The sequence below is a fragment of the Streptomyces sp. NPDC042336 genome, assembly GCF_055581985.1.
Genome location: NZ_JBVJEA010000015.1, coordinates 138,374 through 152,338, shown reverse-complemented (window position 1 = coordinate 152,338; position 13,965 = coordinate 138,374). Strand labels below are relative to the sequence as shown.

General features: G+C 73.2%; 9 protein-coding genes. 5 read left to right on the top strand and 4 right to left on the bottom strand.

Annotated elements, in window-relative coordinates:
• Positions 1–24: 24 nt before the first annotated feature.
• Positions 25–669: a HemK2/MTQ2 family protein methyltransferase gene (locus tag ACZ6IM_RS28640; RefSeq protein WP_469560307.1), complete on the top strand. Its 645-nt coding sequence runs from the start codon at positions 25–27 to the stop codon at positions 667–669.
• Positions 650–898: a CDGSH iron-sulfur domain-containing protein gene (locus ACZ6IM_RS28635; protein ID WP_469560304.1), complete on the top strand. Its 249-nt coding sequence runs from the start codon at positions 650–652 to the stop codon at positions 896–898. The genes ACZ6IM_RS28640 and ACZ6IM_RS28635 overlap by 20 nt, the downstream gene beginning before the upstream one ends.
• A 163-nt stretch (positions 899–1,061) precedes the next feature.
• Here the strand turns inward: ACZ6IM_RS28635 and ACZ6IM_RS28630 are convergent, their stop codons facing one another.
• Entirely contained in the window at positions 1,062–1,496 is a 435-nt protein-coding gene (locus ACZ6IM_RS28630) for a protease inhibitor (protein ID WP_052842658.1), read from the bottom strand.
• 358 nt (positions 1,497–1,854) lie between these two features.
• Between ACZ6IM_RS28630 and ACZ6IM_RS28625 the strand changes: the two genes are divergently transcribed.
• Positions 1,855–3,024 (top strand): lactate 2-monooxygenase, encoded by a 1,170-nt coding sequence (locus ACZ6IM_RS28625; protein WP_052842657.1) that lies wholly within the window; start codon positions 1,855–1,857, stop codon positions 3,022–3,024.
• Between the two features lie 40 nt (positions 3,025–3,064).
• Here the strand turns inward: ACZ6IM_RS28625 and ACZ6IM_RS28620 are convergent, their stop codons facing one another.
• The 3 genes from ACZ6IM_RS28620 to ACZ6IM_RS28610 form a co-directional block, all read right to left on the bottom strand.
• The gene (locus ACZ6IM_RS28620; RefSeq protein ID WP_469560300.1) at positions 3,065–4,672 is read right to left on the bottom strand and encodes an RICIN domain-containing protein; all 1,608 of its coding nucleotides are present in this window, start codon (positions 4,670–4,672) and stop codon (positions 3,065–3,067) included.
• Positions 4,673–5,008: 336 nt separating this feature from the next.
• A complete protein-coding gene (locus tag ACZ6IM_RS28615) occupies positions 5,009–7,252 on the bottom strand; it encodes a cellulase (protein ID WP_469560294.1) in 2,244 nt (747 codons plus the stop codon).
• A gap of 153 nt (positions 7,253–7,405) precedes the next feature.
• Positions 7,406–10,492: a glycoside hydrolase family 2 TIM barrel-domain containing protein gene (locus ACZ6IM_RS28610; RefSeq protein WP_469560291.1), complete on the bottom strand. Its 3,087-nt coding sequence runs from the start codon at positions 10,490–10,492 to the stop codon at positions 7,406–7,408.
• Positions 10,493–10,769: 277 nt separating this feature from the next.
• On the opposite strand from ACZ6IM_RS28610, the gene ACZ6IM_RS28605 reads away from it, so the two are divergent.
• Positions 10,770–13,151, top strand: a complete 2,382-nt coding sequence (locus ACZ6IM_RS28605) for a SpoIIE family protein phosphatase (RefSeq protein WP_052842653.1) — start codon at positions 10,770–10,772, stop codon at positions 13,149–13,151.
• Between the two features lie 145 nt (positions 13,152–13,296).
• Entirely contained in the window at positions 13,297–13,962 is a 666-nt protein-coding gene (locus ACZ6IM_RS28600) for a DUF4232 domain-containing protein (RefSeq protein WP_052842652.1), read from the top strand.
• Positions 13,963–13,965: the final 3 nt, after the last annotated feature.

The window sequence follows — 13,965 nt, the reverse complement described above, 5'->3', positions numbered from 1 at the left end:
GGGTACCTGGGGTCCGTGAATTTCATGGTGCTACCGGGCGTCTATGCCCCTCAGGAGGACACCGCCCTGCTGGCCGGGGCGCTGTCCGACGAGTCGCTCCCGCCGGGCGCGGCCGTGCTCGACGTGGGGACCGGCACGGGCGCCCTCGCCCTGGCGGCGGCACGGCGCGGCGGCCGGGTGACCGCGGTGGACGTGTCCTGGCGCGCGGTGTGCGCCGCGCGGCTCAACGCGGCCCGTGCCGGACTGCGGATCCGCGTCCGGCACGGCAACCTCTTCACACCCGTACGCGGTGAGTCGTTCGACCTGGTGCTGGCCAATCCGCCGTATGTGCCGGCGCCCGCCTCCGGCCGACGGCCGCGTGGTGCCGCGCGGGCCTGGGACGCGGGCCACGACGGCCGGATGGTCCTGGACCGGATCTGCCTGGAGGCGCCCCGGCTGCTGCGCCCCGGCGGGGTGCTGCTGCTCGTGCAGTCGGCGCTCAGCGATCCCGCGAGGACCGAGGGGCTGCTGCGCGAGGCAGGCCTGAAGGCCGCGGTGATCCGGCGGCGGCGGATCGCGTTCGGCCCCGTGCTGCGCGGCCGGGAGCGCTGGCTGCGGCAGCGCGGGCTGCTGTCCGTGGCCGACTACGAGGAGGAGTTGGTGGTGGTCCGTGCCGAACTCCCCGTCTGACGCCCCGCGCCCGCCGGACGCCCCGCGCCGGATCAAGGTCCAGCGCCGGGGGCCGCTGCTGGTGGAAGGGCCGGTGGAGGTGGAGTTGGAGGACGGGACGACGGTGTCCTCCGACCGCTTCCGGGTGGCGCTGTGCACGTGCCGGCGCAGCCGGCGCTATCCGTGGTGCGACACCAGTCACCGGGCCCGGTCGTCCGGCGCCGGCGACGGGCCGGACGCGAAGGACTGACCGGACGGGTCCGGGGCCGCAGCTCTCCGGTCCGGGAGGGCGGCGGACGGCCCCACTCCGTCCGCCGCCCCCGGTGCGGGCCCGCGGGACCCGTACGGCGGCGGCTCGCACTCCCCAGTAGCGAGCCGCCGGTCACGCCGCACGGTCCCGGCGGACCCGGTCCTCAGAACGTGAAGACGCTCGCGCTTCCCGCGTTCTTCACGCACTCGTTGGCGAAGGTGCGTTCGTAGGAGAGGCGCCGGCCCTGCCAGACCCCGTCGACGGTGACGACCACGGGGGCGTACTCCCGCGTGCACATCACCGTGTCCTCGGCGGCCAGCGCGCTCGGGTCCCCGTGCGCCGCGCGCAGTTCGGCGCAGGCCGCACCGGCCGCGGGGTGGGTGCCGGAGGCCGTCGGGGCGCAGGTCAGGGTGACCGCGCGCAGGGGTGCGGCGGTGGTAGCGCTCTCTCCGTGCCCCACGGTCAGCACGAGGGCCGAGGGGGCGTAGAGCGACGCGGGGGCGGTGGCCGGGGAGGCGAGGGAGGCCCCGGCGAGGGGCCCGCAGACGGCGGTGGCCGTCAGGCCCAGAGTCGCTGCCCAGCGCGCGGTGTTCCGCATTGTGTGCATCCTTCCGCTCGTTTCGAGGGTGGTGCCGGCCCGGCCCGGTCGGTGTCGGAACGGCGAGCGCGAGTCTGCCGAGTCCGCCACCGAAACTCATCTCGACCCCACGGGTTTCGGTAACCTTGCGTATTGAATCAGTGGCGTGAAGTCACGAAATTAGAACGTTCCAAGTCCGGAACTGGGCGTTTCTTGATCGATTATTGCGACCGGAACTGGCCTGATGGCGTGATCCGCGCCTTCGCCAATAGGCCTGAAACACCCCTGAAACAGGCCCGCCGACCCTGTCGGCCACCCCCGGCATACCCGCGGGTATGGTGCCCGCAGCGCGAGCTCGACGACGAGAGGCGGACGTGGGATGCCGAAGCACTGGGCGGACTTCCAGTACGAGATCTATCTGAACGGCATGACGGGCGCGGTGCCTCGGCTGCCCACCGACCTGACCCGGCTGGAGGAACTCACCGAACGGCGCCTCGGCCCCGGCCCCTTCGGGTATGTCGCGGGCAGCGCGGGCGACGGCAGCACGGCCCGCGCCAACCGGGCGGCGCTGGCCAGGCGCCGGATCGTCCCGCGCATGCTGCGTGACGTGCACGAACGCGACCTGCGCGTCGAAGTGCTCGGGCGCGACCTGCCCGCACCGCTGGCGCTGGCGCCGGTCGGCGTCCTGTCGATCATGCATCCGGACGCGGAGCCCGCCGCCGCCCGGGCCGCGGCCGCGCAGGGCGTGCCGTACATCCTGTCCTCCGCATCCAGCACGCCCATGGAGCAGGTCGCGGAGGCGATGGGCGACGCCGAGCGCTGGTTCCAGCTCTACTGGCCGAAGGACCGCGAGGTGGCGCGCAGCTTCCTGGGCCGCGCCCGGGCGGCCGGGTACACGGCGCTGTTCGTCACGCTGGACACGCCGCTGCTGTCCTGGCGTCCGCGCGACCTCGACCAGGCGTACCTGCCGTTCCTGCACGGGGTGGGCACCGCCAACTACTTCTCGGACCCCGCCTTCCGGGCGGGTCTGGCCAAGCCGGTGCACGAGGATCCGAACGCGGCGGTGATGCATTTCGTCGGCATGTTCTCCGATCCCGCCAAGTCCTGGCCCGACCTGGTGTTCCTGCGGGAGAACTGGGACGGTCCGATCGTGCTGAAGGGCGTCCTGCACCCGGACGACGCCCGGCTCGCCGCCGACGCCGGGATGGACGGCGTGGTCGTCTCCAACCACGGCGGCCGTCAGGTGGCCGGTTCCGTCGCGGCGGCCGACGCCCTGCCGCGCGTGGTGGACGCGGTCGGCGACCGGCTGACCGTGCTGTTCGACAGCGGCGTGCGCACCGGCGACGACGTCTTCAAGGCGCTCGCGCTCGGCGCCCGTGCGGTTCTCCTGGGCCGCCCCTACGTCTACGGACTGGGCCTGGACGGCCAGGCCGGCGTCGAGCACGTGATCCGCTGCCTGCTCGCCGAACTGGACCTCACCCTGGCCCTGTCCGGACACGCCTCACCGGCAACACCGGGCCCCGCCGACCTGGTCGAGGACCCGGTGTGAGGGGACGGCGGCACCGTCCCCTCGGAAGGTGCGGGGCCCCTCAGCCGCCGGAGAGTTCCACGGCCCGCGCGCCCGGTGCGTCGGTGCGGGCGATCGACAGGGAGCCCTCCGCCGTCGGCACCGGGTCGGTGCGCCAGCGCTGGGCCTCGGAGCCGTCGTGCACCTTGACGACGATGTCGGCGTCCGGGGCACCGGTGGTGGCGGCGAGCGCGAGCAGCTTCTGCCCGCGCGGCACCAACTCGCCCCGGCCGGTGAGGTCGTAGCGCACGTCGTCGCCGCGCTCGGTGCCCTCGTCGGCGCAGGTACCGAGGATGACGACACCGGCGTCCGCCCGCGAGTCCAGGCACAGCCCCGGGTCGGCGACGCTGCGCAGCAGCCCGTCGCCCTCGTGGGTCCACTGCTGGGTCCACGCCTCGGAGCACTCGGCCAGCCGGGCACCCGCCCCGGCCTTCGGCTCGCCCCGGACGTCGAGGCAGAGGCCGGCACCGACGTTGCGCAGCCGGGCGCGGTCCGCCGCCGTGGGCATCCCGGCCGCGTCGGGCGGTTTCGGGCGGCTCGTGGCGGACGTCTCGCCGTCACCGTCCACGGCGCTGGTGGAGGCGGCCGGATCGGCACCGCCGCCGTCGTACGACCACACGCTCACCACGAGCACGACGGCCAGCACCCCGGCGGAGGCGGCGCCGAACTGTCTGAGCAACGACCGTCCGGAACGCGGCCTGCCCTGCCCCCTGCGCACGGGCACCGGAATCCGGGCCAGCAGCCCGGGGCGTGCGCCGCGGTGCCGGGCGGCGCCCTTGGCCAGGGCGCCCAGCGTCGCCCGCGTCGGACGGGAGTCGAGATAGCGCCGGGCGCCCCAGCCGAGCACCGCCTCGGCGATCAGCGTGCCCAGCTCGCGCTCGAAGTGGCCGAGTTGGTCGGCGGCGTGCCGGCAGTGACGGCAGTCCGCGAGATGTTTGCGGACATCCGGCAGCAGGGCGCCGCCCCGGCGGATCGGGACGTCGAGCAGCCGGCTGTGGAAGCGGCAGTCCTGGCTCGGCGCCAGCTGCCGGTGGGCGTGCAGACAACCCTCGCGGAATTTCTCACGCGCTTGTTCGAGAGTGGCCGACGCGGTGTCGGTGTCCATGCCCAGCAGGCCGGCCGGGACACTTATCGACTCGCCTTCGACCTCCGTGTGCCACAGCAAACAACGGGCCGGTCCGGGAAGAGACGCGAATGCCCGGGCGGCCAGCGTGCGGTTTTCCGGGGTCAAGGACTTCGCCGCCCTCATACCCCGTCCGCCGGCGGGTTTGAGCAACTGCGGCAGGGCACCGGATATCGCGTCGTCGGCGGACCACTGGCGGACCGTGTCGCGCACGGCCACCAGCAGCCGCGGGCGCAGCGCAGTGGCCGGTTCGCCCTCGGCGAGCCGGGCCAGCACCCGGTGCCAGGCGGCGGCGGTGACCATAGCGGTGACCTGGGCCGAGGTGGCGAGGCAGATGGTCGCGTAGTCGTGCGCGGGCTGCCAGTGGCGGGCCATCAGCAGCGCGGCGATCCGGGCGGTCTCGGCCTCCGGGCCGTCCCGGAGCCGCGCGGCCAGCAACTCGTCGGACTCCCCGGGGTCCCCGCCGGAGGGCGGGTAGGCGGGCCGAGGGGGGTGGGGGGTGGGCACTGAGATGTTCCTTCCCACGCGCAGGCGACTCAGAAGTTCCGATCGCCGAAAAGGACCCACGGATTGGTGTGTACCTCTTGGGCGGAGCGCGGGAGGTGTGAATTCGCCATGGCGAAATCGGACCCGGCCCGTCAAAGCGCGTGCGAGACCCGGCCTTTACCCCCCGCACGGGTGCTTCACTCTCGCACAAACCACTCATGGTCAACAAGGCGACCGGGCAACATCGGCGGCCTTTGAAAGAAGGTCAGAAACTCCGGCATGCCGAGAGGGCCGCACCGGCATTCCGTTTTCTCCCGCGGAAGCGGCGCGGCCCTCGACGGGGGCGGGGTCAGCCGGTCAGCCCTGGTCCGCCACGAAGGAGGCGATCCGGGCCAGCGCGGCGTTCCAGTTGATGGTGTGCTCGTTGGTCGACCAGGACTGGATGTCGTCGATGAAGCAGAACTGGCCGACACAGCCCTGGAGTTTGCTCTGTGCGTAGGGGTCCTGGATGCTCGAGTTCGGACCGCCGGACAGGGTGCCGTCGGGCGGCGCGGGCAGGGCGGGGTCGAGCTGGTGGGCGTACCAGCGGCTGTGCTGGTTGCGCGCGTTGACCTCGCCGTATCCGGTGACGTACGACATGTTCAGCGCGTTGCGGCCCAGGATGTAGTCCATGCTCTGCACGGCCCCGTCACGGTACTTGGAGCCGCCGGTGATGTCGTAGGCGCCGGCGAGGACGACCGCGTTGTTCAGGATCTGGTGGCTGGAGCCCCAGTCGTACACGTTGCCCTCGGGTGCGTAGGGCATGCCGTACGGGTGCGCCTTCAGCGTGGCGAGGTAGCCGTCGGCGCCCCGGACGACGGAGCGGCGGACCCGGTCCCGGCCGGGCAGCCGGCTGGGGACCGTCGCCAGGTCCAGGCGGGCGGCGGCCGCGGTGCGCGCCCAGTCGAAGCCGATCGGGCCGAAGATGTCGGCGGTGTGCACCGGGGAGTCCAGCACGTACTCCTCGAAGTCCCGCTCGCCCGTCGTCAGGTACAGCTCGGCCGCGGCCCAGTAGAACTCGTCGGCGACCTCGCCGTCCGGGTAGGCGCCGCCGCCGATACCGTCGTTCTCGTCGGCGAGCAGGTCCGGGTGGGCGAGCGCCGCGGCCCAGGCGGTGCGGGCGGCGTCGAGCGCCTTCGCGGCGAACTGCCGGTCGTAGGGCCGGTAGAGGCGGGCGGCCTGCGCGGCCGTCGCCGCCAGGTTCAGGGTCGCCGCGGTGGTCGGCGGGTGCAGCTCGCGCTTCTGCGGGTCGTCGCTCGGCAGCAGCGGCAGCCCGGTCCACTGCTCGTCGTGGATCTTGTGGTGGGCCGTCCCGGCCAGCGGCTGTCCCTGCGGCACCTGCATCTTCAGCAGGAACTCCAGCTCCCAGCGGGCCTCGTCGAGGATGTCCGGCACCTTGTTGCCGCTCTCGGGGATGTCGAGCGAGCCGTCGCCGAGTTTCGCGGGCTGCCCGGTGCGGGCGTGCAGCGAGCGCTCGTAGGTGCTGAGCAGCTCCCAGGTGGAGATGCCGCCGTTGACGACGTACTTGCCGTGGTCGCCGGCGTCGTACCAGCCGCCGGAGACGTCGAGGGTGTAGTCGCACACGCCGGGTTGGCAGGGCACCTCGGTGTCACCCTGGTTGGGCGCGGTGCCCACGTGTCCGGCGGGGCGTCCGTAGCCGGGGCGGAGTTCGTCGCTGATCGCGGTGCCGCTGCGCTGCGTGTAGTAGTACTTCGCGGAGTCCAGGCGCAGCCGCTCGTAGGCGGCGGTGCCGATGTCGAAGGGGCGGCTGGTCTCGCCGTCGGCGACCAGGGTGTAGCCCTCGCCGCGCTTCTTGTAGCGGCCGAAGTCGATCGAGTGCACGTTCTGCCCGGAGGAGGCGTCGACACCCCGGGGCGCGCTCCAGCCGTGGTCGACGACCCGTCCGGCGTCGTTCTTCAGCTGCCAGGACAGGCGGGTGGTCGCGTCGGTGACGAGCGTGGCGTTCTTCGGCCCCGACGGCAGGTAGCCGACCTGGTTGACCCGCACCCGCGGCCCGGTGTCCGGCACGTACGGCTCCGGCGCCACGCCGCCCAGCAGGGACACGTCGTCCACGCAGAACCGCCAGGCGTCGGGCGTGCCGCCGAGCTGGAAGCCGACCTGGCCCTGGGTGGTGTCGACGGGCGAGGTGAAGGTGTACGAGTAGGAGTTGCCCGAGACGCTCAGCTGCGGGCTGATCTCGTAGTAGGTGTCGTACGGGGACACCGACAGGCCGACGATCGCCCGGACCACGTGGTCGGCGGGCGTACCGGTGGCGGTGAAGGAGAACTTGTACGACTCCCCGGCGACCAGGGTGATGTCGTTCTGCCCGACGGCGGCGTCCCAGCGGTTGGCGGTGCCGCCGGGGGCGTCGGCGCACAGCCGGCCGTCGGTCACGGCCGCGGTGACGTTGCTGCTCGTCCACCAGGAGTCGGTGCCGTTGTCGAAGGTGCCGTTCCTGACCTGCTCGGTCTCCTCGGCGCCGGCCGGGGCGGCGGGCAGCGCGGTGACAGCCGCCGCCAGCAGTGCCGTCAGGGAGACGAGCGCGGTTCTGCGTCTTTTCACGTCCGGGCTCCTCGGGGGAGGTGGCGCTCGCCGGAATGGGAGCGCTCCCAAATACGGTCGCAGGCCATGCTTGTGGCAGACATGACACGCCGTCAACGGTCCGGACGGGACCGGTTTCCCCACCGGCTCCCGTCCGGACCGTGCTACGGCGGCTCAGGCGGCGGGTGCCTCCAGACGGCTGACGCGGATCGCTCCCCGCGCCTCGCCGGGGTGACGGCTGGTCAGCGTGAGGCGGACCCGGGAGCCCCGCAGCGGCCGGAAGCCGATGACCGTGGGCGTGTCGGAGGCGGTGGCCCAGTCGGTCCGCACCTCCTTCGCCGCACGCCAGGCCCGGCCGTCCCAGACGTCCACCTCGACGGTCGCGGGCAGGCTGTGCCCGTCGTCCACGGTGAAGGAGACCTCGACCCGGTCGTAGGCGCGCGTGCGCCCGTGGTCGACCGAGATCCAGTCCTCGGCGCGGGCCCCGTCGAAGGCGGGCAGCAGGGCCGTGGCCGCCTTGTGGAAGCCGTTGGACCAGCCGGTGGCCGGGTCGCCGTCGAGCACGGCGGCGGGCAGGGTGTCGGGTCGGCCGGAGTAGCTCGCGTCCGCGTGCGGGTGGTCCACGGGAGCGGGGTGCTCGGGGCGGAACTCCGGGGCCGGTGTGGTCGCCCGGTCCGCGGCCCGCCGGGCGCGGACCGTCGCCGTGCCGGTGCGCAGTCCGTCCGCGCGGGCGGTCACGCGGACGGCGCCCGGGCGGGTGGCGGACCGGACGATCGCCAGCGCCTTGCCGTGGAAGGCGGTGCGGGTGCTCGCCTGGTAGCGCTCGGCACTCTCCTGGCGGCCGTTGTCGAGCCCGGCCAGCGAGCCGCCCGCGACGTCGAAGGAGATCAGGTGCTCGGCGCCCGGCACCACCACCCCGTGCCGGTCGACCACCTCGGCGGTGACGAAGACCAGGGAGCGGCCGTCGGCGTCGACGCTCTCGCGGTCCGGGGTGAGGCGCAGGGCGTGCGGCGCCCCGGCGGTGCGTAGGACGTCGGTGGCGACCGCCCTGCCGCCGCGCCGGGCGACGGCCTTCAGCTCGCCCGCCTCGAAGGGCACCCGCCAGGTCAGGTGCAGCTTGCCCGCGCTGCCGTTCGGGCTGGTGTAGCTGCCGGGGTGGGGGCCGTCGGTGAAGGTCTTGTCGTCGCCGGTGGCCTCGGTGGTCTCCAGGTAGGTCCGGCCGTCGACGGTCTTCTTGGTGTCGAAGCGGCGGGTGCCGAGCGAATTCCCGTTCAGGTACAGCTCGACGGTGTCGACATTGGTGTACGCCCAGACCTCGACGGTGTCGCCCTCGCGGTGGTTCCACGTCGTCGGCAGCAGGTGGACCATCGGCTCGTCCGTCCACTGGCTGCGGAACAGGTGGTACATGTCCTTCGGGAACCCGGCCGTGTCGACCGCGCCGAAGAAGGACGCCTTCACCGGGAAGACGTCGTACGGCGTGGGCTCCCCGATGTAGTCGATGCCGGACCACAGGAACTGCCCGGCGAACCACCTGCGGTCCCGGTCCTTCTTGTGGCCGTACTCGCCGCTCATCGTCCAGGAGGCGAGGTTGTTGTCGTAGGAGGAGGTGGCCCGCCCGCCCGGGGTGTGGTTCTCGCCGGTGTTCAGGTGCTCGGGCTCCTGGTAGGTGCCGCGCGTGGAGGTCTCGGAGGACGACTCGGACTCGAACAGGAACAGGTGCGGGTAGGCCGCGTGCAGGTCGTCCACCGACTTGGCGGTGTTGTAGTTGAGGCCGAGTCCGTCCAGCTTGGCCAGCATGAGGTCGGCCGCGGAGCCCTTTGCGGGCAGCCGGCGGTACTTGTCGGAGCCGATGACCAGGGGGCGGGTGTCGTCGGCGGCGCGGATGGCGTCGATGATCCGGTCGGCCATGGCGAGTCCGGCGGTGGCGGTGGAGTCGGGGACCTCGTTGCCGATGGACCACATGACGACGGCGGGCGAGTTGCGGGCGGCGAGCACCATCTCGGTGGCGTCCTTCTCGCACCACTCGTCGAAGAACCGTCCGTAGTCGTAGCTGTTCTTGCCGGTGCGCCAGCAGTCGAAGGCCTCCACCAGCATGATGATGCCCATCTCCTCGCAGACCTCGATCATCTCGGGCGAGGGCGGGTTGTGCGAGGTGCGGAAGGCGTTGACACCCATCGACTTCATGATCGTCATCTGGCGGCGGATCGCGTCGACGCTGACGGCGGCGCCGAGCGCGCCGAGGTCGTGGTGCAGGTCGACGCCCTTGATCTTGGCGTACCTGCCGTTGAGGTGGAAGCCCTCGTCGGGGTCGACGCGGAAGGTGCGGATGCCGAAGGGAGTGCGGTACGTGTCGACGGTCCGGCCGCCGACGCGCAGTTCGGTGTGCAGGGTGTAGCGGTGCGGGCTCGCGAAGTCCCAGAGCCGCGGGCGGGCGACGGTGAGTTCATGGGTCTCGGACGCCGCGTCCGTGACGTCCACCGTGGAGGCGGTGCGGGCCACGGTACGTCCGTCCGCGTCCTTCACCACCGAGCGGACCTCGACCTCGCGCGCGGTCCCCGAGGCGTTCACCACCGACGTCTCCACCCGGACGACGGCGCTGTCCTCGCCCACCCGCGGTGTGGTGACGTACGTGCCCCAGCGCGGTACGTGCACCGGCTCGGTGACGACCAGGCGGGCCTCTCGGTAGATGCCGCTGCCCGAGTACCAGCGGCTGCTCGGCAGTTGGTTGCGCACCCGCACCGCGAGGACGTTCTCGGTGCGGCCGTCGGTGTGCACCAGGTCGGTGAGGTCGAGGGCGAAGCCGGTGTAGCCGTAGGGGTGGTGGCCGGCCTTACGGCCGTTGCAGTGGACGACGGAGTCCATGTAGACGCCGTCGAACTCGACCGAGATCCGCTTCCCGGCGAGGGCGGGCGACAGCGTGAAGGCGAGGCGGTACCAGCCCAGGCCGCCCGGCAGGAAGCCGGTGCCGCTGGTGGTGCCGTGCTCGGTGGTGGGTGTCTGCTCGATGCTCCAGTCGTGCGGTACGGCGACCTCGCGCCACGCCGAGTCGTCGTGGGCGGGGTCGGCGGCGTCCGTGGTGTCCTCGGCCGCGCCGTCGAGGTCGACCAGCCGGAAGCGCCAGCCGTCGCGCAGGGCGACGGTGCTGCGGCCCGCGGCGCCGCCGGTCGCGTCCGCGGCCCACGCCGACGGGGCGGCGAGCGCCATCCCGGCGGCGGGTGTGGCGGCGGAGGCGATCAGAACCGATCTGCGCGTGACCGTCATGGCGGATCTCCCTCATCAGAACTCATCGAGGCTCATCAGAACTCAGAAGTACTCACAAGCGATCGCGAACAAACAGATTCTGACGTCGAGCCATACGCGCCCGTCAAGGCCACGGAAAGCACTTTCTGTCCCGCCCCGACCGGCCCGCGCGGTGACCTGCGCGGCGGCCGGTCCCCGTGTGCCCGGTGGGTTCGGGTCCGCCCGAGGCCCGAACCCACTAGGCTGGGAAGAAGGTGACGCGCTGATCACTGTGAGTGTGCGCAATGGAGTGGCGACGATGAGTCCGGTCAACCCGTTCGACGATGCCGCCACGGCCCGCGCCGTCGTCGACGGCTCCGGCACCTTGCGGGAGTGGAACGAGGGCGCCCGCCTGCTGCTCGGCCACCCGGCCGCCGAAGTCGTCGGCCGCCCCGCCGCCGACCTGCTCGCGGACGACCGCGACGGCACACCTCCCGGACACGACGACGACCGGTGGAGCGGCACCCTGGACCTGCGCCACCGCGACGGGCACACCGTGTCGGTCTGGGTGCTCGCGCACCGCAGACCGGCGGCGGACGGCGCCCCACCCACGTGGCTCGCCGTCACCCCCTTGCGATCCGGTCCCGAGCCGGAGGACGACCCACTGGTCAGAGCGGCCCTCACCCAGTCGCCCTGCGCCATGATGATCTTCGACGACCGGCTCCTGCTGCGCGGGGTCAACGACGCCATGGCGCGGCTGCTGGGGCTCCCGCCGGACCGTGTGCGCGGACTGCGGGCCACCGACTTCGGCGACCGGCCGCAGAACGCGGAACTGGAGCGGCAGATGCGGCGCGTGCTGGCCTCCGGTCGCCGGCACGACATGCAGGCCAGTCTCAAGGCCGTGGGCCAGAGCCGCGCCCACGCGTGGAACGCCCGTATCGCACCGCTGACCGACGCCGGCGGCCAGGTACTCGGCGTGTGCGTCAGCGCCCACGACTTCACGGAGCAGCACCGCGCCCGCGAGCGGCTGCAACTGGTCAACGAGGCCAGCGTGCGCATCGGCACCACCCTCGACGTCACCCGTACGGCGCAGGAGCTGGCGGACGTGTGCGTCCCTCCGCTCGCCGACTTCGTCAGCGTCGACCTGCTGGACCCGCGCGAGCACGGCGGCGAGCCCGCCACCGTGGTCGAACCGCCGGTCGGCCTGCGCCGCACCGCGCACCGCTCGGTCTCCGCCGACTGCCCGCAGTCGGTGGCCGAGACCGGGCAGCTGGACGTCTATCCGGCCGGCTCGCCCCAGGCCGAGTGTCTGCTCTCGGGCCAGGCCATCGTGGCCTCGGTGGCCTACGGCGACCTCGAACGCTGGCTCCAGTGGGACCCCGCCCGCCTGCGACGGGTGCGGGAGTACGGCATCCACTCCACGATGTCGGTGCCGCTCCAGGCCCGCGGCACCACCCTCGGCGTCGCGGTCTTCACCCGGTTCCGGCGCCCCGACCCCTTCACCCACGACGACGTGCTGCTGGCCGAGGAGGTCAGCGCCCGCGCCGCGGTCTGCATCGACAACGCCCGCCGCTACTCGCGCGAGCGCGAGGCCACGCTGACCCTGCAGCGCAGCCTGCTGCCCCGGTGGCTGCCGCCAACCGCCGCGGTGCAGGCGGCGTCCCGCTACCTCCCCGCGGCCCGCTCGGGCGTCGGCGGCGACTGGTTCGACGTCATCCCGCTGTCCGGGATGCGGGTGGCCATGGTCGTCGGGGACGTGGTCGGCCACGGCATCCCCGCCTCGGCCACCATGGGACGGCTGCGGACCGCCGTGCGCACCCTCGCCGACATCGACCTGACGCCCGAGGAGTTGCTCACCCACCTCGACGACCTGGTGGTGCGGCTGTCCGAGGAGTCCGGCGACGACCGGGCGGGCGAGGTGGGCGCGACGTGCCTGTACGTGGTGTACGACCCGGTGTCCCGGCGCTGCTCCATGGCCCGGGCCGGACACCCGGCGCCCGTCCTGGTCCCGCCGGACGGTCCGCCCGAGCAGGTCGAGCTGCCCTCCGGGCCGCCGCTGGGCGTGGGCGGGCTGCCGTTCGAGTCGGCCGAGCTCGAGCTGCGCGAGGGCAGCGTGCTGGCGCTGTACACCGACGGTCTCGTCGAGAGCCGGGACCGGGACACCGACGCCGGCCAGGCGCTGCTGCGCGAGGCGCTGGCCGCCCCCGCCGACTCCCTGGACGCCGCCTGCGACCGGGTGCTGCACCGCCTCCTGCCGTCGGGCAGTTCGGCCGACGACGTGGCCCTGCTGCTGGCCCGGACCCGGGGACTGCCCGCCGGTCAGGTCGCCACCTGGGACATCCCGGCCGACCCGGCCCTGGTCGCCCCGGTTCGCAAGCAAGTCCTCGAACAGCTTTCCGACTGGGACCTGCTGGAGGCCACCTTCACCGCCGAGCTGGTCGTGAGCGAGCTGGTCACCAACGCCATCCGGTACGGTTCCCCGCCGATCCGGCTCCGGCTGATCCACGACACGGCCACCCTGATCTGCGAGGTCTCCGACACCAGCCACACCGCGCCGCATCTGCGCCGGGCCAGGACCTGGGACGAGGGCGGGCGCGGTCTGCTCCTGGTGGCTCAGCTCACCCAGCGCTGGGGCAGCCGGCACACGGCCGAGGGCAAGACCATCTGGGCGGAGCTGGGACTGCTCGACGACGAGGAGTGAGCCCCGCTCGACGGTGAGCCCCCTCGATGCGGAGTGCGCCCCCTCGTTTCCCGGACCGCGCGGCGGGACACTCGGCAGTACGGGCGTACGGGCGCCGGCTGCGCCGGGACCGTGCGCGAGAGCCTGACGGGAGTGTGGAGAAGCGATGGCGAACACGCCCCAGCCACTGCGCCGGACGGCCCTGCTCGCGAGCGGGGTGGCGCTGCTCGGTCTGCTGACCGCCTGCGGCGACGAGAGCGCCACGTCGAGCGGCACCCCGCAGCCGAGCGAGGCCGTCCGCACGGTCGGCGCGGACCCGGGCAGCGGTACCGCGACGCCCGGCGACACCGCGCCGTCGCTCGGTGCCAAGCCCACCGACACCGCGGGCTCGGCCTCCGCCTCGGCCCGCACCGACGCCCGCTGCCACACCTCGGAGCTGCGGGCCGCCGTCGGCCGCGTGGACCCGGGGGCCGGTCAGCGCAACTTCCCCGTCGTCCTGACCAACACCTCCGACCGCACCTGCACGGTGTACGGCTATCCGGGCGCCGCCTTCGTGGACGCGTCCGGCAAGCAGCTGGGCCCGGACCCCGAGCGGGCGCCGGGCTCCCCCGACACGGTCACACTGACGCCGGGCAAGAGCGCGTGGGCCGGGCTGTCGTTCTCCAGTCCGCAGATCAGCGGGGCCCGCACGGCCACCCCAGCGGCGCTGCTCGTCACCCCGCCGGACGAGCGGGAGCCCCTCAAGGTGAAGTGGACGGCCGGCGAGGTCCCGGTCGGCGGCAACGCCTCGTCGGTGTCCGTCACCGCCCTGGACGCGGGCACCGGCCCCTGAGAC